Annotated in this window: 9 protein-coding genes; all 9 read right to left on the reverse strand. The window is 49.1% G+C overall.

Annotated elements, in window-relative coordinates:
- Nucleotides 1-18: 18 nt before the first annotated feature.
- The 9 genes from O1Q74_RS12380 to O1Q74_RS12420 all read right to left on the reverse strand — a co-directional run bounded on the left by O1Q74_RS12380 (nt 19) and on the right by O1Q74_RS12420 (nt 23,570).
- Nucleotides 19-4,422: a type I polyketide synthase gene (locus O1Q74_RS12380; RefSeq protein WP_271873540.1), complete on the reverse strand. Its 4,404-nt coding sequence runs from the start codon at nt 4,420-4,422 to the stop codon at nt 19-21.
- Between the two features lie 90 nt (nt 4,423-4,512).
- Nucleotides 4,513-7,074: a non-ribosomal peptide synthetase gene (locus O1Q74_RS12385; RefSeq protein WP_271873541.1), complete on the reverse strand. Its 2,562-nt coding sequence runs from the start codon at nt 7,072-7,074 to the stop codon at nt 4,513-4,515.
- 25 nt (nt 7,075-7,099) lie between these two features.
- A complete protein-coding gene (locus tag O1Q74_RS12390; RefSeq protein WP_271873542.1) occupies nt 7,100-7,561 on the reverse strand; it encodes a GNAT family N-acetyltransferase in 462 nt (153 codons plus the stop codon).
- Nucleotides 7,562-7,576: 15 nt separating this feature from the next.
- Nucleotides 7,577-10,714, reverse strand: coding sequence for a non-ribosomal peptide synthetase (locus O1Q74_RS12395; protein ID WP_271873543.1), 3,138 nt, complete (start codon nt 10,712-10,714; stop codon nt 7,577-7,579).
- Between the two features lie 19 nt (nt 10,715-10,733).
- Nucleotides 10,734-11,063 carry a darcynin family protein gene (locus O1Q74_RS12400; protein WP_271873544.1) on the reverse strand — a complete coding sequence of 110 codons (330 nt, stop codon included), beginning with the start codon at nt 11,061-11,063 and terminating at the stop codon, nt 10,734-10,736.
- A 5-nt stretch (nt 11,064-11,068) separates the two neighbouring features.
- The gene (locus O1Q74_RS12405) at nt 11,069-11,812 is read right to left on the reverse strand and encodes a thioesterase II family protein (protein WP_271873545.1); all 744 of its coding nucleotides are present in this window, start codon (nt 11,810-11,812) and stop codon (nt 11,069-11,071) included.
- Between the two features lie 43 nt (nt 11,813-11,855).
- Entirely contained in the window at nt 11,856-17,636 is a 5,781-nt protein-coding gene (locus O1Q74_RS12410; RefSeq protein ID WP_271873546.1) for a type I polyketide synthase, read from the reverse strand.
- 21 nt (nt 17,637-17,657) lie between these two features.
- Nucleotides 17,658-22,124, reverse strand: coding sequence for an amino acid adenylation domain-containing protein (locus O1Q74_RS12415; protein WP_334311365.1), 4,467 nt, complete (start codon nt 22,122-22,124; stop codon nt 17,658-17,660).
- A 57-nt stretch (nt 22,125-22,181) separates the two neighbouring features.
- Entirely contained in the window at nt 22,182-23,570 is a 1,389-nt protein-coding gene (locus O1Q74_RS12420; protein WP_271873548.1) for a serine hydrolase domain-containing protein, read from the reverse strand.
- Between the last annotated feature and the right edge of the window lie 110 nt (nt 23,571-23,680).

Below are 23,680 nucleotides of genomic sequence, written 5' to 3' on the forward strand. Positions count from 1 at the left end.
GGCTCGAATCGGTTCAGGTTACTTTTTTATTCTGCGGTTCATCCGCTGTTTTGCCAGTTGGTTGACCGATGTACGGGGCGTGTCAGCCTCTAACGGTGGCTCTGGCATCAACGTGCGCTGTAGCGCGTCATGCAATTTCGCTATGCTGCTATACGTGAACATCATAGATATTGGAAATTCACAGTGCAGGCGCTGTTTCAGTTTTTCATTCATCTGAACCACATCCAGAGAGGTGGCACCGAGCGCGAAAAAACTGGCGTGTTCATCAAGCTGAGCCAGTCCCAGTTGATGCTGCAACGTTTCGATAATCACATCACGCAAAGTGATATCCTTAGTCAGTCCGTCACCGCCTTGCAGCGACGTCGGACCCGCCTCAGACTGACGACGCAGTTCAATATCCATCGCGGAAATAAGCAGGCGCTGCGGGGGCAAGTTCAAGGAGTGTAAAAAGACGGCTTGCCCTTCCTGATTGGTTAACCCCACAGTCGAAGCATCCATCTTCATACTACGCATGGCCATGCCGGTCTCCAGCCAACGCTCCCACGCAAGTGAACTGACGGCAAAGGGCAGATCTCGTCTATCGGCCAATGCATCAAGAAAGGCGTTGGCAGCAACGTAGGCCGATTGCCCAGCCGCACCAGAGTATGAGAGTAAAGAAGAGCACAACAGCAGGCGGCTGAGCGACTTGCCTTCAAAGTAGTCGATCAGGTTGCGCGCGCCCGTCACCTTCGCTGACATGATCTTGTGGTGTGCCATCTCATCGGGTTGCGCGATCAGCGCCCCCTCATCAGAACCAGCGCAGTGGATCACTATATCGATCGCGCCATTCTGATTTTCAACAGCAGTCAACGTTTGGAAGAGCGTCTCTCGGTGGGTGACATCACAGCAATGGACCATGACACTTCCGCCGTTTTTTTCAATCGCTTCCACATCGTTAATAAATCTGGTTGTGGCCGCGTTGTCGCCGCTCGCCTTAATCGTTCCCCAAAGCTCTCGCTCCGGCCACGGAGTACGCGACAGCAGTACAATCCGTGCGGCATACTGTCGCGCCAAACACTGCGCAAGCTGTATGCCGATACCTCCCGTTCCGCCGGTGATAACCACCAGGCCGCCCTGTATTAGCCCGACATCTTGACTCACAGCCTGTTCTTCATGTATAGGTCTGAACCCCGGCAGCCAGATTTGGTTATGTCTGAACGCTTGATGGGGCGCAAGTCCACTATCGACAATCTGATGCCACAGCGCCCTCGCGGCCTGCGGTTGCAACAGCGGCTCATAGGCGATATCTACCGTATGACAAGCGTGCTCTGCGTGTTCGTACTGAAGCGATTGTACCAACCCTTTAAGTAGGGAGATGCCTTCATGAGTTATCTCATCACCCAGAACATTTTCTATTTCCGGCGTCAGTAAAACAAAGCGTGAGGCGGAAAGCGCTGCCTGGGTGGTTAATTGCCTGATGCAAACCAGCCATTGCTGATAATGCGGCAGAGGATCGCCGACAAAGTCATCGGCATAAGGTAACAGCAGGACAGTATACGAACCGTTCAGTTGCTGCCGCGCCAGGCTGGTTTGATCATCAACTACTATGATTTTTCCCGTTGGTGCCAGATGAGAGATGTGCTGCTGATAAGCATCTGCTGCACGTTTACTGACAAGTACCAGGACATTTTCCGGCGCTGCCGGGGCTGTCGCCCGCAGTGGCTCCCGATACCAGACAGGACGATACAGCAGGGCGTCTTTCCGCGCAGGACTGGTACGCCGGGTTCGGCCGCCGTTAACCATGCTGTCTCTGAGTTGGGTATAGGCACGTTCGGCGAATGCGTATACCGGCAGTGGGATCAATGCACCAGACACGGTGCCTATCTGCGACCAATTACCGATACCAGCACTGCACCACAGTTTAGCCAACTGTCGGTAAAAACAGCCCACATCGTCGTCAGTCTGATTTGGGTGGCGAAGCATATTAACGGCGGTAACCGGCTGCCCCTTCGAGGCATGGAAAAACTTCTGCACACAGCTGGTAAGCGTATTGCTCGGCCCCACTTCGACAAACACCAGATCCTGCTGTAGTGCCAGCGTTCGCATACAGGCTAAAAAATCAACTTTATGCCGCTGATGAGCAAGCCAATAGGCCGGCTGCATTATTTCGGAGCCGTCATGCCAGCCACCACTCAGGTTAGACAAGAGGGGAACTCGCGGAGCGTTAAACGTCACGGCATCAAGCGCGGTAGTGTACTCGCTTTGAATTTCATCAATCGCCGCACAATGAAAACTATGCGTGGTCTTGAGTCGACGAACATGAATATGCTGCTCTTGCAGGCGAATTTCCAGTGCCGAAATATCTTCAGCACTACCGGCAAACACCGTGGCTTCTTCACCATTGACCACCGCTATCTCAAGGCTGCCTTGTAGAAAGGCGGCAGCCTGCTGCTCCGACAGTGATGCGCTGAGCATCGCGCCTGGCGACATGGTCTGCATCAATATCGCGCGTTGCGTCACCAGAAAGAGCGCATCATGCAGCGAGAAAACACCAGCGATGGTCGCCGCGACATATTCTCCCAGACTGTGCCCCAACAGCATATCAGGCTCTATGCCTTTGGCCTGAAGTAATGCCGTGACGGCATACTCCACGGTAAAAATGGCAAGCTGGATGGTTACAGGGGAAAACAGCGGCGCGGCGTCTGTTGCACTCAAATAGCACTTGACCCGTTCTGCCTCGGTGGCATTCATCAGCCCCAGACAGCGGTCAACCTGTTCACGGAACACGGCCTCATGCAGATATAAATCACGTCCCATCGTCTGATATTGTGCTCCCTGCCCCGGAAACAAAAAGACGACGTGCCGCGCCGTCTGGCTATCCCCCCGGACAAATTCTGCTGCAGAGACAGGTTCATCGCTATTACACACCAGCACCGAGCGGTGGGAAAAATGCTCGCGGCCATGCTGTAGCGTCCAGGAGACATCCGTTATCTGTTTCGGATGATCCGCCAGCCACGCAACCAGACGCTTTTCCATTTCAGCCAGACTCCATGCCGATTTTGCGGAGAGAGGTAGCAATGTTACCCCAGCATCGACAGGTTCATGACGCTCGCGCGCAACGTACTCTTCCAAAATCACATGCGCATTGGTTCCTCCGATACCGAACGCGCTAACGCCAGCACGCCTTACCGTCTCACTCTGCCAATCCTGACTCTGGGTGTTGAGATAGAACGGTGAAGAAGCAAGCTTCAGTTTCGGATTTGGGGTATGGAAGTAATGGTTGGCACACAACTTTTTGTGTTTCAGCATCAGGGCTGCCTTAATTAGCCCCGCCATACCAGCGGCACTATCAAGATGACCAATAATGGATTTTACCGAGCCGATAGCGACACGTTGTGCCCTGACATCGTCAAAGACCTGGCTCAGGGCGGCGATTTCAACCGGATCGCCAAGAGCCGTCGCTGTACCGTGAGTCTCGATGTAACCGATAGTGTTCGCCTCCACCTTAGCCATACTCAGTGCGCGACGAACAACATCCGCCTGCCCATCGATACTCGGCGCGGTATAACCCACTTTTCTCTCTCCGTCGTTATTCAGCGCTGACCCTTTGATCAACGCCAATATAGGACGTCCCTGCGCCAAAGCGACTTTTAACGGCTGCAGCACCACTGCGCCAACGCCTTCGCCGCCAACTGTACCGTTTGCCAGCGCATCGAACGGACGGCACACCCCATCAGGTGAAGTGATCATTCCTTCCTGATAGAGATAACCTTGCTGATTTGGCGTGCCCAAGGCGGCGGCGGCGACAAGCGCGGTCTGACATTCGCCTAACAACAGTGCCCTTGCTGCTAAATGGATGGCAGTGAGAGAGGAAGAACAGGCGGTCTGCACGGAGATTGCCGGCCCAGTTAACCCTAGCTTGTACGCCAAACGTGTCGCCGCAAAATCTTTTTCTACCAGATTAAATGCAGAAAAAAGGCTGGCGCCATCACGGTCACTCTCGTCATATGCAGCCATTTGCCAGTTTAGCTGAGCGCTGGCAGCTAAATAACACCCTATCGCGCCCTCATAAACCGAAGGTACAATTCCCGCCGACCCCAGCGCCTCAAAACCGCATTCATGCAATTTACGAATTTGCGGTTCCAGATATTCCGCTTCTCGTTGATTATAATTAAAAAATTCAGCATCGAAAGTCAGAGGGTTCTTTATTACACCTTTCGCATTCACATAATATTCACTATGATAATGTTCGTAGGAAACCCCATTGGCTGCCAGAACCTCATCAGAGAAACGTGAAATACAATCCCGTCCTTGTAAACAATTATCCCAAAAGCTATCCAAATTATCGCTTTGCGGGAAACGGCAGGAAGCACCGACAATAGCAATCTCTAATCCCGTTAAATGTTGCACACAGGCATTCTCGGAAATCATCTCTTTATTCATAATATTTAATCTTAGCAGTGAAGAAAAAACGGAGGGATAAATCAGATCTTCAGCACGCTGAAGATAATAATAACCGACAAACCATCTTATTTAGTGACCGAACATCTTCAGAACACTATCGAATTGTTCAACGGAATCGTGAATATCCGGTGACCCAACATTTTTTACGGCACCGTTATCAATATAATCGGCCTGCAATGCAACCGTGGTATATTTGAACAAATCGACGACTTCAACATCTCGACTAAACGTATCGCTTAAACGGATACTGAGCTGGGCTAATTTAAAGGACGTTCCACCTAAATCAAAGAAACTAGCATTAGGGTGAATATTTTCTTTTCGCGTCGCCAATAGCTCAGACCACAAATCACGTATTTTCCTTTCCGTATCACTACCACATGCCACCACCCTATCCTGTACAATCACATCACACGGGTCCGGTAATCGACTGTTGTCAATTTTCCCACTGCTGTTTTGCGCAAACTCCGACACGGCAATAAAATAAGCAGGCACCATATAATCCGGTAAGCGTGCCGCCGTCTCCTGACGTAGCTCGTGTGCATTAAACGCGATATCGGAACAGATATAAGCGATCAAGATAGGGTTATCAGCATCACGGGTATTAATCATAACATAAACATCAACCACTTCACTGGCGCTATCATGCTGGCGATATCCCAATAATATATCTTGTATGGCAGTTTCAATTTCTCCCAACTCAATACGGTAACCGCTGATTTTTACCTGACTGTCAATTCTCCCGATAAATAATAGCCCGTCGTCGTCAATATATTTCGCCAGATCGCCCGTCCGGTAATAACGTTTATCACCGATCTGGACAAAAGACTTTTTCGTCAATTCCACAGCATTAATATAGCCTTTTGCCACCCCTTTGCCAGCTATCGCAATTTCCCCCACCGCCCCACGCGGCAGAATACGCAGGGATGCATCAATCAGCGCAATCTCTTCACCCAACATCGGCGTACCAATCGGCACTGCTGGCGTGGTAATTGGGTGGTCTACATTAAATTCAAATGAAAGCGACTGCACACAGCACTCTGTCGGGCCGTAAGCGTTAGAGGCATTAGGCACCGAATCCCAGCATTCAGCGAAAGCCTGCCAGTTTTTACGCTCCAGTTTTTCACCACCGATCATCAAATGCATCACCGGACAGGGCTTACGCAGCCCTTTCATCTGCAAACGAATCATACGCAAATGCGTAGGCGTACAGTCTGCAATATGAATCTCCCTTTCTTGCCAGAACCTTACGATTCCGGCACCGTCTTTCCTGATATTATCGGGAACGATATGCAGCGTGTGGCCAAGCAGCAACGCCGGATACATCTGCTGTACCGACGCATCAAAACTCAACGCGGATATCACAGACACATTCAGCTCGCACGGATAGTGCCGATAGACTTTGTATTCCAATCCCTGAACCAGATTTATCACGGCACCGTGCGGCACCTCCACGCCTTTGGGATTGCCCGTCGATCCAGAAGTGAAAATGATGTAAGCGGAATCCTGACCATTGAGATCGGGCAAAGTATACGCATCCCGATCTTCAGACACAGATTGCAGTTCGTCGTAGGTTATCTGTTGACGATCGCCTAACGCCAGCGGCGTATCGGCGGCAACCACGGTCAGGCGGATATCCGCGGTAATCAGCACATGCTGCTTTCGACTATCGGGCCAGTGGATATCAAATGGGCAATAGCGCCCCCCAGCCTTAAGCACGGCGAAGATCGCAACAATCGCTGCGCAGGTGCGCGGCATATGTATACCGATACTGTCCCCTTTGTTAATACCCGCAGCATGAAGCTGCGCCGCACCGTTCGTGCTCAGCGCATCCAGTTCAGCGTAGCTCAGTTGTGCAACGTCGCAACTTACCGCAGTCTTATTCGGGTAGCGTTCAACCTGCTGCCGAAAATGATCGAGAATTGATGCGTCTTCCGCCGTGTTTGTCGGCGCCTCTCCCGCGCTAAACAGGAAAGGCTCGGAAATCTCAAGTTGGGAAATAGGCAAGGGCGAACGCATCTGACTCGCCCAGTCCTGCACCAGACGCATCAGCGCATTACTATAATCCGCACCCAGCCTCGAACCGAGCTCGCAGGAAATAAGCCCTTCATCGCAGTTGAATATCATGTACGTCAAACTATGCTTATAGAGATCGTCCGGTATGTGTTGACACCCTTTTAACACCACCGCCAGAGCAAAAGTTGTCGGGCATTCAAATAGCGGCTGCAACGCCGTAACACCATAAGGAAGCTGCTTTTGCATACTGTTTGAGGTTGTGACAATCACCTCTTTGAAGGTGCATTCCGGGCTACACTGAACGGGCAGACAAACCGTTTTTCCTACGTCCTCATCATCGATATAATTACCAGTCAGCAGTGCGGCACTACGGTTGTAAGATATCGCCGCCTGTGCGCAGGCGGCCAACGTAGCGAGAAGCAGGCTCAGGCGTTTATCCGAGCCGTTGGCGATAGAAATGAGCGCTGACGAGGATTCATCAAGTAAAGAGAAACGCTGCGTGCTAATCGAACGCTCGGAATAATAGGAAACATCCGGCACTAAACCAGAATAAGTAGATATAATTTCGTTCCAGTTAGCCGCCACGGCCTCATTTACTGCTATATAATTGTCAGACATGTTATTTATCCTTATTAACGATTCATTATATCGCATTCCATTCCATGGTTATTTCTACCTCACCAGTATGTTCATCTACGGATTTATTCGATTCCGTAAAACCATGCTTAAGATAAAAATTTCTTGCCGCCATATTTTTCTCATACACCGTAAGTGATAACCGGTCTCTTTTCTCAAATGCATTCGCTAATAATGCCTGACCGACACCTTTGCCATGATAGTCAGGCAGTAAAAAAATAGCGGCTAACGTGTTATCTACCAGACTGATAAACCCGATAACCTTCCCTTTATATTTCGCAACCATGGTTTCAGCAGCGGGAATATATTCATTTCGCATATCGTCTTTGCAGGCATGCCAGAAATTTCTATCAACAAAATCATGGCAGGCCAGTGAAGTCGTATACCAGACATCAATAATTTCCTGCATTTCTTTCTCATCATTGTGAAATGCAGAAAAATAAATTTCATCCAACAATTTTCTGTTCATAGCAGCCCCATTATTTCAGTTAGGAAGATTTACCGATTTGTTCATCTTACTACGCCGAGAAACCATCCTATCACGCCGCGATAAAGTCTCTGATTGATTAACCTGCTGAGGTACATGCTCTTCGCCAAACTCAATATAAAAAAGCAGATTAGCGATATTAGGATAGGTAAAGAAATCTACAATTTTAATCTGTCTCGGCAAAATCCCATTTAACAAACTGGTAATTCTGAGAAGCCGAATGGAATTCGCACCCAAATCAAAAAAGCTGGCGTGCAGATCAATCTCTTTTATTTCCAGCACTGACGAGAAGATCTCAACCACTTTTTCTTTATAACTTGAGGTTGTCAGGTCAATTCGTTCAGAAACCACGTTAATTTCGGGTAAAGTGGAAAGATCCACTTTACCATTAATCGTCAGTTTAATCTCGCTAACAGGCTGAAATACTGTAGGGATCATATAGCTGGGCAAATGTGCGGATAAAAACTGGCGTAATAACATCTCTTTCATACCCGATGGGGAAACATAATATGCCACCAATTGCTCCTCACCGTTTATTGTCCTAATAACAACAACGGCGTTGCTTCCCTCCTCGTAGGATTTTATTCTGGCGGCTATTTCATCTAATTCAATTCTGTAGCCTCGCAGTTTTACCTGATTATCTTTTCTACCAATATATTCAACGTATCCTTGCTCATTAAAGAAGGCTAAATCGCCGGTTTTATATATCCGTGAATGATCAACAGGATGTGTTACAAATTTATCGGCGGTTAAGTCCGGCCTGCCCAGGTAACCACGTGCCAACACATCACCGCCAATATACAGTTCTCCGGGAATCCCAGCCGGTTGCGGCTGCATAAAACGATCGAGGATATATATCTTCGCATTGTCTATTGGCACGCCGATCGCCACGGCTGGAGTATCACTGCCGCGCGCATACTGCCAAATCATACAGCCAACCGTGGCTTCAGTGGGACCATACTCATTGAATATTCGCGCACCGACAGGCAGTTTGTCCGTTACCTCACGACACAGTTTGCTCTCCAGTTGCTCTCCTCCCAGCACGAACGTACTCAGCGATCGGGTTTTGTCATTCATCAGCGAATTCAGCAAGCTCAACTGCGATGGAGTAATCTTGATATTGGTCAGACCTGGCAAAGCGGCAACATCCTGCAACGCGTTGAACGCATCTTTATCGATAATGTTAATCGTCCCTCCCCCGATCAATGGACACCAGATGGAAGTTACGGTCAGATCGAAAGCCAGACTGGTAAATAACGGATAGACCGCACGCTGACCAACGGGATGATAGCGCTGGATCGCCCACTGGATGTAATTCATCACCGTACGGTGCTCCAGCATCACACCTTTAGGCTCGCCGGTCGAACCTGAGGTAAAAATGGTATACAGCAAATCATCACTAGAGTATGCCACTGTGGGACGCCCATCCACCGTCTGCACAAGCTCATCGCGAAAATCGGGGTCGTCCTGCGTGATAAGGTGCCTGATGCCATTGGACATTATACTCCGTACACGTTCCTCAGGCGTTGAGATATCCAACGGAACGTAAACCGCCCCCAGCTTAGCCACGGCGATCAATATAGCGATAGTCATCACCCCCGATCGGCGCTGAATGGCGACCAGCTCCTGATGCCGAACACCTCGAGCCTGAAGTTGCGCAGCGACACTATTGGCAAGCGCATCAAGCTCCGCATAAGTTACCCGGCGATCCTGCTGGCAAAGGGCGATAGAATCATGATGCAGGACGACCACTTCCTGCCATGCGTCAATCAGATGCGTATGGCGAGAAAACACTGGCGGACGATGATTAAAATCGACCACCAGCCGCTGGTATTCTTGTTCATCCAGTAAACACAAGCTGGCCAGGGTGAGCTGATCGTTATTGACGATAGCATCCAACACCTGCTCGAGATGCTTCAACCCATTGGCGATGACATAGTGTGGATATTTTTCCGTATTATAGCTCAGTCGAAGTAGCGCCGTTTCCAGCAAGTTCACCTCCAGACAGAGATCGAAATTGGTCTTTTCCTCAATAGAATAGTCGGTAATATCAACGTGGGTAGAAAGTTGGCGTAACCGCTTGGCCAAAGGATAGTTTTCAATAACCACGATGGTATCAAACAGCGGGTGACGTATGTTATGGATAGCCTGAATATCAGCCAACGGATAGGCCTTATGGCTTTCCCGCGCCAGAGTGATGTCCTTAATCTTTTGCATCACGCTAGCAAGGGTATCTTCCCCAGATAGGCCATTCACGCAAAGCGGCGGCGTCTGAATATATAAGCCTATGCTATCCTCAATCTCCCCCGCAAACCCGACATCCCTGCCGGATACCGTTGTACCAAAGCAGATGTCTCCAGCATCATTATATTTTGCCAGTAAAATAGACCAGGCGGCGTAAATAGCGTGCGCCATCGTGAAACCATTCGCTTTACAGTACCCTTCTAGTTTACACATCACATCGCTGTCTAGCTGACGGTCGATGCGATTCAGTGTTCGATGGCTTGCATTCTTTTGCGTTGGCAGGCTAATTGCTGCCTCCAGACAAACCGCAGAACGCCAGTATGACCTCGCCTCCTCACTCTGTTTCACCGTGTTCAGGTGTTGAATATAGCGCTCATAATCCAGTTCAGGTTGAACACGAACAGTACCGGGGCGATCGTAGTAATCCCACAGTTTGGTAAGCAAGAGTCCCAGACTCCAGCCATCCATACAAATATGATGATACTGAATATGAAGAAGATATTTTTCAGCACTCAGGCTATATAGAAAAACTTTAATTGGGTTGGTTTCCAGATCAATTTCTGTATTTTTAATCCTTGCGCTAACATTAAGCGTTTGCCCTGCCTTTATCACGTCGGTCGGGTCGTGCCTGAATTCAATATTATTCTTTCGTTGCGCAAAAATAATCTGGACCGGCTGGCTTAAGCCGGTCCAGCGATAAATGGTACGCAGCGCCTGATGCTCAGTAACCACGCGATTCCACGCCTCGTTCAGCCGTTCTTCATCCACCGTACCCAGCAAGCTCAGGGTAAAATTGGTGACATAGACGTCATCATTATCTTTTTCAAGGGAATGAAACAGCATTCCTTCCTGCACAGGCGTTAATGAGACAATATTAAAATTCTCAAACATGGTTTATCCCTTTATTCCATTAAATAGTGTTAGACTGATAAACCTCATGCGCATTCTCTACACCTATAAATATATTTGTGATTTTTAGATAACTTTCAGACAGCACTTTGCTATTGCGCATATCCTGCAACATACAGTAGTAATCCTTCAGACTGGCGGTCTCGATAATAATTATATCCTGAAAATCAGCAGAAAAACCTTCAGCATCGGCGGTTCTCAAGCGAATGCTATGCTGATATTTTTCAATCACCTCTGGCAGAGACTCATTTTGTAATTCCATTCTTTGTGCACGCGTTAACGCATTCCATTTATCATTAAACGTCAGGGTCCAGACAATAATATATTCCATAATATTTACCTTAATGAATGTAGCTCCATTACAATGATATCCAATAGTGCTTCCACATGTTTAGCAAGATAAAAATGCCCGCCACTGAATACCGTATGGGAAAAAGAAGAGGCAATATATTTCTGCCAATCGGACATCAACTGGTGACCCGCAACCGGATCCTCACGAGAAGAAAAACAGTGAGCCTGGATATTTTCAGTAATAATCTCATCACTCATCCTCCAGTTATCAATTAAGCTGAAATCACATCTTAAGATATCCAGCAGCATATTCATCACCGCAGGTTCAGCGGTAAATTCATCGAGATTCGGTATGCCCCCCAGCGTAAACAGATAATCCATTAACTGATTATTCCCCCACGAATAACGGGATAAAGCCGTCTGATTCTTTACATGAGGTGGCAGAAAAGCAGAAAGCCCCAACCAGACTGGAGGGGTGTGCTGTCGCTGCAACCTCAACGTCAGCTCATAGGCAATCAACGCGCCCATGCTGTGACCAAACAGAGCAAAAGGGGTATCGGTCTGTATTTCACTCAACAACAGCTCGATAGCATCTTCCATAGACTGACAAAAAGGGGCGCCGAAACTCAGGCCGCGTCCCGGAATTTCAAGCGCGGTCAGCTCAATCCACTCGGGTAATAACGATGCCCAAGGGCGGTAAAGCATATGCGAACCACCAGCATGGTGAATGGCATAGAGGCGCATAGAGACAGGTTTGCCAGCGCTAATAACGATAGAGTTCTGCATCATTTATACCCCATAAAGTAAATTGCAGCGGGACGGGTCATTAACATCAAAAATTGAAATCAGTAAGTTCAATTCCTTTATGATCCACTTTCGACGCTGTCGCTTTACTGATATATTCACTTATTGGGACATCAGCGGAAGAAATTACCTGCTCAAGCAGTTTAATATAGCGTGTAATAAATCCTGCGATCGTTTCATCTCGGAACAAAGCACGTTTATATTCAAAGCTGAATTCAAAATCGCCTTCAATTTCTTTCACCAGCATGGCTAAATCAAAACGCGAGTTATCTTCTTGCAGTGCAAAGCGACTTAATTTAAGTCCGGGCAATTCAAAATCCGCCATACCAATATTCATATAAGAAAAAACCGTATCGAAAATGGGTAATCTGTTTTGCCGTGGCTGTAAACCAAGTGCCTGGACAATCTGTTCAAATTGAATATCGGCATGATCAAATACTGTAATCGCTACCTCCTTCATGGCATTCACAATCTCGCGGAACGACATCTCACCATGAAAATCACAAGGAATAGGAAGCAGATTAACAAAGATTCCGATCACATCCTGCAATTCACGTTGTGGTCTACCCAGCATCGGTGTGCCAATCGCAAAACGGGTCTGGTGACTCACGTCCGCTAACAACAAATAATAAGTCGACAGAAAGACCATAAAGCGCGTCACGCCGTCACCACAATACAACTGCTCTAGCCGCTCAGTCGTATGCCTGTCAATACGGAAATAAAGCCTGCCGCCCCGTTCATCCCCCTCGTTTCCCCGCGCGACATCAAGTGGCAAAGGCAATTCAGGCAGTGGCTGTAGCTTGTCTATCCAGAAGGTTTTCTGTGCCTCAACCTCTTTACTTGTCGCAAACTGGCGTTGCCACATCGTGTAATCTTTATACTGCACATGCAATGGTGGAAGCGTATTACCTTGATAAATAGTCAGGAAATCTCTGACAAAAATATCCTGTGACAAACCGTCAGAAATAATATGGTGCAGATCGAGAAAGAACAGATAGTCATTTACCTTTAGCTTAATCAATAACAACCTTATTAATACATCCTGGTGTAAATTGAACGGCTTAATGAGCTTTTTCACTTCCGCTTGAAGATGAGACTCACTGCACTCCTCTCTGTCTATCTGCAACTGATGAAGTTCCGCAATGGGAGACGGATGGCAATACTGTCGCGGCTCACCGTTCACTAAAACGATAGTCGTTCTGAGCGACTCGTGGCGCTGCATCAGTTGATACAGAGTCTCGTTAAACCGATCAACATCCAGATTTCCAACAATGCGAAATGCCACGGTTTCATTATAGGCAACAGAGTTTTTATTAAACATCTGTTGTAAATAGAGGCGGCGCTGTCCAGGTGAAAGCGGCCAGGTATCCTGTGGTTCGGCAGGTTTGATCTCCAGATAGTTTGCCGCCGTAGCGTGATCTTTCGCATATTCAGCAAGTTCACGTATTGTCGGATGTTTAAAGAAACGGGTCAGCGGCACATCGATATGGCAATGCTTGTGAACCTGCGACAACAGCGTAATGGCTTTTAGCGAATTTCCTCCCAGATCGAAAAAGTCATCGTCAATTCCCAGCGGGCTGATATGCAAAAAATCCTGCCAGATGGAAACCAGTTGCGTTTCCATAGCGTTACGCGGCGCAACAAGCACATTATCCAAATCGGGTCGTTCCGAACAGGCATCTTCAGACGTCGAGCCCTCACCGCTCGTTTCCTGCTGAGACAGCGTCCATTGGGCAAGACGAGCCTTAATATCGGCGGTGGAAATAATCAACGCATCACGTTCAGCATAGCGTATCACCTCCGGTAATAGCGCCACCCCCTCTTCCCTGCTGATCAGCAAATGGGCCAGAGAGCTTCCCACCTTATGGTGAACCTCGGTTCTGGCAGCCACTTCCCAGCCATCCCAGTTCACCAGCGTCCAGCGCCGTTTGCTGGTGCGATTACGCTGGGTAACAAAGGCATCCAACCAGGCACTCGCCGCCGCATAAGCATAGAATCCCAGCCCGCCGAGAATGGGAGCCAACGATGACACAACCAGGCAGAAGTCATAATCCTGCTCTGCCAGAGCGCGATCACATATCGCAATCCCCTCTTTTTTGGCAGTGAGATGCTGACTTATATAGTTATCATCCGTCTCGATGATAGAGCGAAGGGAGGCTTCACCCGTGATCCCCGCCAGATAAAAAATGCCATCTATCCTACCGTGACGCCCCACGGCTTGGCTTACCAGTCGCGTAATGGCCTCCTCATCACTGACGTCGGCCTGAAGTAAGGTGAGAGACGTGGCATTAAGCTCAATGTCATCCCATATTTCATCTCGTGGCGGCGTTGAGCGGGATGTCACAATCAGGTTAGCCTGATAGTTTTTGGCGAGGTGGGTACAGAATGTTTTACCAATAAAACCAGCGCCGCCCACCAGCAGATAGGTGCCCTGCGGTTTCAATACTGCGCCGTCAGGTATACCAAATGACTGATAGGGAACAAAATCTCTGACCCATCGTCTGTGAGCACGCCAGGCAACCGGCTCACTCGTTACACTAACGATGTCAGCAACCAGGGCCGTCGGTGGGCAGTCGGTGGCCACGTCTCCGACATCAATGGCCTGACAGCCTGTCTCTGGGAATTCCTGACGAACGACGGTAGCAATCGCCATCAGCGCCGAGGCAGTAGGGCAAAGCGTCGGTTCGTGGCTAACCGTTACGCCATGGTTAATCAATAGGGTGATTTTCTTGATATCCACTTTCTGCAAACGGTATGCCTGTAACAGATGCAGGATCGCGCAGAGGGACACATCGCCTTCGCAGTCCATCGCCACGCCATCAATGATAACGTTATCAAGCACCGTTTTATGTGCCTTCAACTGCTCGAAAAAATGGATAAAATCATCCTGATGGCCCGCACGAAGCTGACTTTCTTCTGATAAATCAATCCGTGTTTCCTTACCCAACCGAACGCGGAATGATGTGCTGTAATGTGCCTGTAGGCGATTATACAGGCACCCAGTATGAGAAGCGTCAGAAGAAAGACGCACCAGTAATGCCGCTCCGGCAGCAGAAGGGATGCTCGCCATGTTCAAGGGCTGCTGCTTCCACGCATGCTGATATAACCATTCCGCTCTGTTTTCTTTGCGCACAACGGAGGGTGAGTTGGCAGTGGTTCCAGGCGTTGCAGAGAAAATATTCAGGAAGTCCGCTTTTTCCGGCCAGAACAGGCTGCGGTCAAAAGCATATCCCGGTATTGCCACACGCCGACAATCCTGATGGAAACGCACCCGATCCCACGCAACCCCAGCGCCTTGCTGCCAGATTTTCCCAAGCGCCACCCAGAATGAGTAACGCGAACCCTGTACCCTGCTCTCCTCAGGCAACAGCGTAATCAGCCGTGCAGAATCCTCCTGAGCCACGTAGCGTCTCGTGAGATTGAGCAGATCGCGCCCCACACCGACCTCAATAAACAGGCAGCCGCGATAGTTTTCCACCAGATACTCAATGCCTTTTACAAAGCATACGGGGCTTTCCGCCTGCGCAGTCCAATACTCCACCGACACGGCCTGCTCCGCCGTAAGCGGTTCGCCAGTCACGGACGAGATCAATGGAATCGACGGTGCGTTGAGCGTAAAGCGGGAGATCGTCGCCTGAAGCGCGCCGTTGATCTGCTTCATGGCAGGTGAATGGGCTGCATGGCTGGATTTGATCGGCGCTGTCATAATACGTTTATTTTTCAACAGTACCGCGAAAGCGTTGATATCTTCTTCTGCACCTGACACAACGCAGGAGTCTTTGTTGTCGATCGCCACCGAGATACCGTCAGAGCACAGCTCTGCAACATCCGCCACCGGCAGCGGCACACTCAACATCGCGCCCGGCGGCAGCGCCTGCATCAACTCGCCACGGGTAACCACCAACTCTATCGCATCTTGCAGGGTAAATACCCCCGCCACCGTTGCTGCGACCAGTTCGCCAAAGCTGTAACCAAGCAGGAGGGAAGGCTGGACATCCACATCAATCAGGCAACGCGCCAGAGCATATTCCACAATAAAGATCGCCGGCTGTGCATAGCGAGTACTTTGCAGCGCGTCGCCTTCCGAACTACCGAACCATTTATCTCGCAGCGAGCCTCCTAAACGCTCAGAGGCCAGCGCCAGACAATCATCCACAATAGCGCGAAATGCATCGTGAGATTCATACAACTCCAGCGCCATATTGCGATACTGTGCCCCCTGTCCAGGGAACAAAAAAACAACGTGTTGCTCACCGCTGGCCATTTTTTTCACCGTACCCAGCGGCCGATGCAGCGATCTGATAGCTTCTTCACGACTCCCGGCAACGATGGCTTTTCTGAAGCGATGATGAATACGCCCTTCCTGCAATACAAACGCGACATCAGACAACCGGATATCGGGCCGCGACTGCAAACTATCCGCCAGATTTTGCTGATTATCTTGCAATGCGCGCGGCGTCTCTGCCGAAATCAGCAGCACCTTAGGCAAGGAATCGTCATCCGGCGGCAAGGCGATGGGTTCATCCGCTTCTGCCAAAATAACATGCGCATTGGTTCCACCAATACCGAATGAACTGACCCCCGCGATACGTTTTTTATCCTCCGCCACCACCCAATCCATTGGCCGCTCAACCACGCGAAACGGCGTGTCTTCCAGATGCAATTTGTCATTGGGTTGGGTGTAATGCAGCGAGGGGGCTAACCGTTTATGCTGCAATGACATCACTGTCTTAATGACGCTGGCCACACCCGCCGCTTCATCAAGATGGCCGATGTTACTTTTTACCGACCCAATCATGCAGACGTGTTCACTACCGCCGAACACGCGGTTCAGGGCGGTAACCTCTATCGGATCGCCTATCTCGGTCGCGGTGCCATGACACTCGATGTAGGTGATATCGCGCGGTTCCACGCCCGCTAACATTTGCGCGTTAGCGATGACCTCCGACTGCCCCTGTACGCTGGGCGCGGTAAACCCGGGTTTACGCTGTCCATCGTTATTTATCGCAGAACCTTTAATAACAGCATGAACATGGTCGTTGTCCTCAATCGCCTGATCCAACGCCTTGAGCAACAGGATCCCCGCGCCGCTCCCGCCTACCGTGCCGTTGGAATCCTTATCAAAAGGACGGCAATGCCCATCAGCCGATCGTACCATCCCCTGTTGATAACGGTAGCCAGACACCTGTGGGAGCGTCAGTGATACACCGCCCGCTAACGCCATATCGCAGTCGCCACTCAGAATCGATTGGCAAGCGGTATGGATAGCGACCAGCGAGGTCGAACACGCAGTATGGATGGCCATCACCGGCCCGCGTAATCCCAACCGATAAGCGGTGCGCGTAATCAGTGATTCCGGCAAATTCCAGTTTACGATGTCGAACGTTTCCGCAGGTGAAAGGCGACGTTTCATCAACGCCGAAATCCAGGGAATATTCGAGGCAGCCCCGGCGAAAAGCCCCATCCTCCCACCATGGTCTCGCCCGGTATAAGCGGCATCCTCCAGCGCTAACCAACAGCACTCATGCAGCAATCGACACTGAGGATCCATTTTATCCACTTCGTCTTTCAGATAACCGAACAGATGATTATCAAACTGCTTATAGTCTTCCAGTATCGCTTTGGCCGCCACAAAATCGGGATGATCAATGTCATCTTCCACATACCCGTTTGCCAATAACTCAGTGCGGGAAAAATGTCGGATGCTCTCTTTTCCCGTAATAAGATTCTGCCAAAATGCCTCTGGCGAATTTGCCTCAGGAAACCGACAGCCCATACCAATGATGGCAATATCAAATGAATCGCTCATAATTTAACGTCCAGTTAAAAATTAAGAAGAGGGTAATGCGAAGACGAGTTTTTCCAATTCAGAATCTGTGAGAGAAATCGTCGGGAAATCACTGCTTAGATAAAATTGAATAGCATCAGCAGGAGTTAATTCCATCAGCCTATTTATTTGATTCGCCATATTATCGACTATAGCGTTCAACTGTTGCGGCGTAATAACCTGCTCAACGTAGCTCACACTAACTTTGCATTCTCCCTCCCAGTAAATATTAAAATCCAGTACATCGCTGTAAACATTCTCCACTGCTGAAATAGCGTAAGGATGAATGTAGCGAATATTCACTGAGCTCTGGTGATGCGTATCAGAAAAGTCTCCCAGATAGTTAAAGCGGGGTAAATTCCCTGGACGTTGCCATCTTTCTCCCCCCTGGGAATAACGCATCGCTTGCCAGGCGATACCATTGTCGCTGACCTGACGAATATGTCGTTTCGTTTGTCTGATATGCTGAAAAATATCTTCTTTACAGGATGATTTCAGCGGATAAACCGCCGTAAACCAGCCGATGTTACGGCTTAAATCAATATCGCACCGTGCAGAAGTGCGGCCAATGCCCTCAATTTCAACAGTAAACTCGCTTTGGTGGAAAACCCTAAACAGCGCATAGGTGTATAAGGAGAATAACAGTTCGTTGGGCCTGATTTTCAGACGAGTACAAAGCAAAGTGAATCTGGCGAACGTTACGTCGGCGAGGGTCACACTGAACAGGCCAAGCGTAGCGGATTCCGACACGCGAGTCTGGTTGTCAAACAAGGGTGTGGCGCTAATTTGCTCCTGCCAGAAGGCCCGTTCCACATCACTTACCTTGTGCGCATCGCCATCAATAAATGCAACCCACTGTGCGTAATGGTTGTTGGCCGCGGGTAAATTCAGTGTCTGCCGCTGTAAGTGCTGTTCAACCAGAGTAGTCAAATCAGCGATCAACAGGTGCCAGGAGACGCCATCAATAACCAAATGATGTGCCAGCAGCATTAGCTCTTGCTCCACGCTATTTTCCCCATCCAGCAGCACAGCCTGGAACAGCGCGTCCTCTGGCCAGCGAGCCTGAGATAATAGTGCCTCAGCCACCGCAACGGCCTGTCCCGGCGCGCCAACAGCTACACGCTGAATACCAGGCCATTTTTCCTGCCTCACCTGTAACATCAGATCATTATCTTTCACCGCACAATTCAGAATAGGGTGAGCCTGCACCAGCAGATCAAAAATAGACGCCAGCGCCTCTTGCCCCAAAGCCTGCGGTAGCGAAACACATAGCATCTGGTGATAGATTTCCGGCCGGGGCAGAGATAAATCGCCGAACCATTTTATAATCGGCGTAGGTGCGAAAGACGTCGGAGCGGGTGACGTCTCTTTGGCCTGATGAACGCGACTCGCAATAAGATGGCACAGCGACTTCGGCACCGGCAGTTGCAACACATCTTTCGCCGTCACAGCCAACCCGTGTTTTTGCAGCAGGGTAACCAGTTGAATCGCTTTGATCGAATCGCCCCCTGCCTGATAAAAATCGCTGTACATTGAGAACTGGCTTCCACCCAGTACGCGTTTAAATGCTTCAAACACGGTACGTTCAAGCGTATTCATCGGCTGTGCGTTTGCAGTCACCACCTCATCAGGCTGCAACGCAAGAAGCCTCGCGCTATCGATTTTGCCATTAAAAGTGAGGGGGATTTCATCAACGCACTGAATGGACTGCGGCACCATATAGGGAAGCAAATGATCGGCAAGATAGTGTTTCAGATCCTCAGCGCTGATAGAGGCATCAGATTGCAACACCACGAACGCTTTAATCGTTGCCGTATCGCTGCCGACGCCGTCAACTAAAATGGTCCCGTCCTGAACTGCCTCATGCGCCAGTAGTTTTACCTCAATCTCTTCGATTTCAATCCGGTGTCCGCGAATTTTGACCTGATTATCAATGCGTCCTGAGTAGATAATGCCGCTGTTGGCGGTACGCCAGGCGAGATCGCCGGAGTGATAAGCGCGCTGTTGAGGGTAATATTTATCGCGGATAAACTTCTGTCGCGTCATTTCTTTCCGATTCCAGTACCCGGCAGATACCCCGTTTCCCGCGATAATCATCTCCCCTTTCATGTAAGGCGCGCAATGTCGCCCAAAGCGGTCAACAATATAAATCTGCGTATTATCAATGGGCTCGCCGATAGGAACGGAAGATCCCACGTCTTTTTGCGGATCGAAGCGGTGAATCATACAACCGACGACGGTTTCAGTTGGGCCGTATTCATTCAAAATATCCACTCTGCCGCCAAATTGATGCCAGGTGCTTTTAGCCACGCTGGTTTTTAAATTCTCTCCCCCCACCACAAAACGTTTAACGGCGCATTCTCTGCCCACCGTTTCATTCTGAATCGCGCGTAAATGTGAAGGCGTACACTTCACCACGGTCGCCACGCCATCCTGAATAATATCGTTGAGAATAAAACTCTCATTCTCGGTATAGACTTTTATCGCCGCGCCGGCGAGCAAGGCCGGAAACAGTGACGTAACAGTCAAATCAAACGTCAAGGGGGTATAGAAGGCGGCGACATCTGACTTGTGGGGATAATATTGCCGGGCCGCCCACTGGCAGTAATTGACTAATTCGGCATGACGAATGAGAGTGCCTTTTGGCTGCCCGGTGGAACCGGAGGTATAAATCAGGTAGGCCAGTGTCGTTGGTCGACAGCTTAGCGCCAAATCGGGCAGAGCGGCTTTCGTGGCGACAGAGGTAAATATCGCACTATCGCACCAGCGGATACCTGACGGCAGCAACTCCGCCCACTGTTGGCAGCTAATGACGAGAGCACATTCACTATCATGCACAATATAGTTAATCCGCTCCTGCGGCATATCTTTTTCCAGCGGAATATAGGCCGCGCCAAGCGCCATCACCGCCAATAAGGTGGCAACCAGCTCAGCGCTTTTAGGCAACAAAATAGCCACGCGCGATCCAGCTTCCACACCTGCGGAGGAGAGATGCGCGCTGATATCGCAGACCTGCTGCGCCAGCGCTCGATAGGTAAGAGTTTGCTGACTATCAATAACGGCAATCCGTGCATCATTCTCCTTCGCTGCGGCAAAAAACAGCGAGACAACGCTGCTCTCAGCAGGCGGCGCATTCAGATGTGCGGTTGTAATACGATGAAGATCCTGCTGAGGTAAGGGTGCAAGGGTCAGCAGTTGACGGTGCGGGTTAGCGCTAACCGCCTCAAGAAGTGCCAGCAGAGACTGAACGGTGGAATCTATTTGCTGGCGCTCGTACTCTTCAGTCTTGTAATCGCAATAAATTTCCGTCTTTTCGCCATTTACCAACGCTTTAAATAAAAACTGAATCGAGTAATGCTGTTCGCCAGGCGCGATATCCTCAACGATAAGAGGCTGTCCCGCTAACTGCACATCATAGTGCGTGTTGGCATAATTAAAGCTGACATCAAACAGGGCGTTGGCGGAGTAAAGCATCCGATTGTCCTGCACAAGCTCCGTGTAATCATATTTTTGATGCCGATATAACCGATTATTCTGTGCCGATGCACCTTTGATTAAATCGGCAAAGCTGGCTGATTCATCCACGCGAATCTGCACGGGTACGGTAGAAACCGTCATTGCATTTCTTTTCAGATCGGCCTTTTTTCTACCATGCAGCGGGAAACCAAATGAAACACATTCGCTGTCAGTAAAGCGGGAAAGCATCAGCGCGACCGCTGCGTAATAAAATAGGCTTTCCGTGCATCCCAGCGTGCTACAAGCCTGTTTGATCTGACTGTCCACCTCGGCAGGAATAGCATAAATCGCTCGCATCGAGCGGGGTGAAATGCTGCGATTTCCTAAAATAAAATTACTACTTTCAATCCGCCCAGCCAGCGTCTGTCGCCAGAATAATTTATCGCGCTGATACTGAGCGCCAGATAAATAATCATCTTCTAGCTGCAAGAAATAACTCTGATCGTCCGCGGTTAAATGAACACCGGAGACAGAATCGATGTCATCGTAATTTTCGCATACTCTGCGAATAATATTCTGCATCGATACGCCATCACACACCAAGTGATGCACTTTAATCAGGAATCCATAATAAGAATCTGTGACCTTGTAGGCAGAAAAAAAATAGCTGCAAACGCTCAGATTTATCCGCTCGGATAAACAACGCTGGCGCCACTGCTGAAATGCCAACTGCGGCTGTGCCGACTGACTGAAATCATTAAAGGCAATATCAATATTTTTCTGCTCGGACTGGATTAACAAAGGAGGAGTATCATTGTTTAGTGTAAAATTCAAACATTGTATTTCTCGGATTGTTTTCTCTATAGCGCATATTAAACGTGGAACCGTTAACGCTTTCGCGACGCTACAACTGCCGCCGATATTAAACATATTCGTACCCGGATATTTAAGTTCGGTAATCCAGATACCTTTTTGTATCCTTGTCATAGCAAAAGACTTTTGACTTGAAGTCATACTCTTATCCCTTGAAAATAACCTGACTGCACCATGTTCGACGAATGACTATTTGCCTTACTTCCCGGACCTGCGGCGATAAAGCGATTGCACAAAACGCACAAAATAGAAAATAAAGAAAACCAGCAGCAGCGAATAAAACATCCAGAAGCTCGTCGGCAACCATATTGATAACGTTCGCCACGAAAGACCGGCCACCAAAGAGGGGAAACTCAGTAAAAGAAAAATCAACACGGCGAAAACACACGTTACCGTAGCTGAAGCAAAATAACCGATTCGTCCCCATTGCCGCGTTTTCCCCCGCTTCAGCCTAATGAATACAGCGGCGAAAATGAGTAATAGCGCGGCGCTACCAACGATAAAAAACCGATCGTAGGTATCAAATAGGGTTAAATCTTTAATCTCGTCTGGCGGCTGAACAGATTCGCCTTGATTCAATTGGCGCATCACCTGTTTACCAATCTCAAAGGTAATATTGCTGTTAACATTTGCCATCACGGCCGTTGCCACGCCGGTCGCGGTGTCCACGGAGACATAGCTTGAAAACGAGGGATTCATGCCAGTATGAAAAAACAGGCTGCCTTGTTTAAACCAGCCGAACGAATAGCGCGTTTTTTCATCTTCACCAGTATCAACGTCAAAGTGCGTTGAAAAAGCGGTTTCTCTGGCTTGTTGCAGCGCCGGGCTGACACCGCCGCGGGTTAAAAACTGTAACCAATGCAGCATATCCCGCGCACTGGTTTGAATATAACCGGCAGGTACATTAGAGAAAACAAACGGCGCATCGTACGGTCTGGCTCGCAGGAAAGCGATCTGGTTCCCCTGCGCTTTATGGTCGGCAATGGCAACGGTTGCCTGCTCCATCGCCAGCGGCGTTAATATCTCCTCTTGTAATAATTGCGCATAAGTGCGACCTGATACCTTCTCCATCATTCGTGCGGCAATAGCATAATTAGCCGTTGCGTAAGCGAATTTTTCTCCCGGTTTGGCATCAAGATTAATCAAATCGATATGATCAACCACCTGCTCAAGGGAATATTCAGGATGGGTATAAAGCAGGTTAATGCTGTTGAACGGAATACCGGAGGTATGGTTCAGTAATTGTGAAAATGTTATATCTTCTTGGTTTGATTGATATCGCGTTTTCATGGAAGTCAATACTGAATTTATCGTAGTATTCGCAGAGATAACTCCCGCATCCATTAATTTAGCGGCCAACATTCCGGTAAACGATTTACTTACTGAAGCCAGCTCAAATAATGTTTTATCATCTAGCGTCTCCCCCCCTCCCTGAGGTTTATTGGATAGCAACATAATGTTGCTTTGTTTATTTTTATCTATCGTCACCAAAACCAGTTCGGGTATATGACCGTAGTCCATGTACTGCATGATGCTATTTTTTGATATCTCATCGGCGGCGGCCAACGAGCAAAATAGCAGCAGCATACTTGCAATCAAGCACCGCATACTCTCTCCATTAAATATCGATTCCATCTGTGTTGCGATACGGCAAACAACAATTCGGTCGTTATCGTTCCTGAGGTGGGCAGAGTGCT

The sequence above is a fragment of the Pectobacterium sp. A5351 genome (genome assembly GCF_028335745.1).
Taxonomy (GTDB): domain Bacteria; phylum Pseudomonadota; class Gammaproteobacteria; order Enterobacterales; family Enterobacteriaceae; genus Pectobacterium.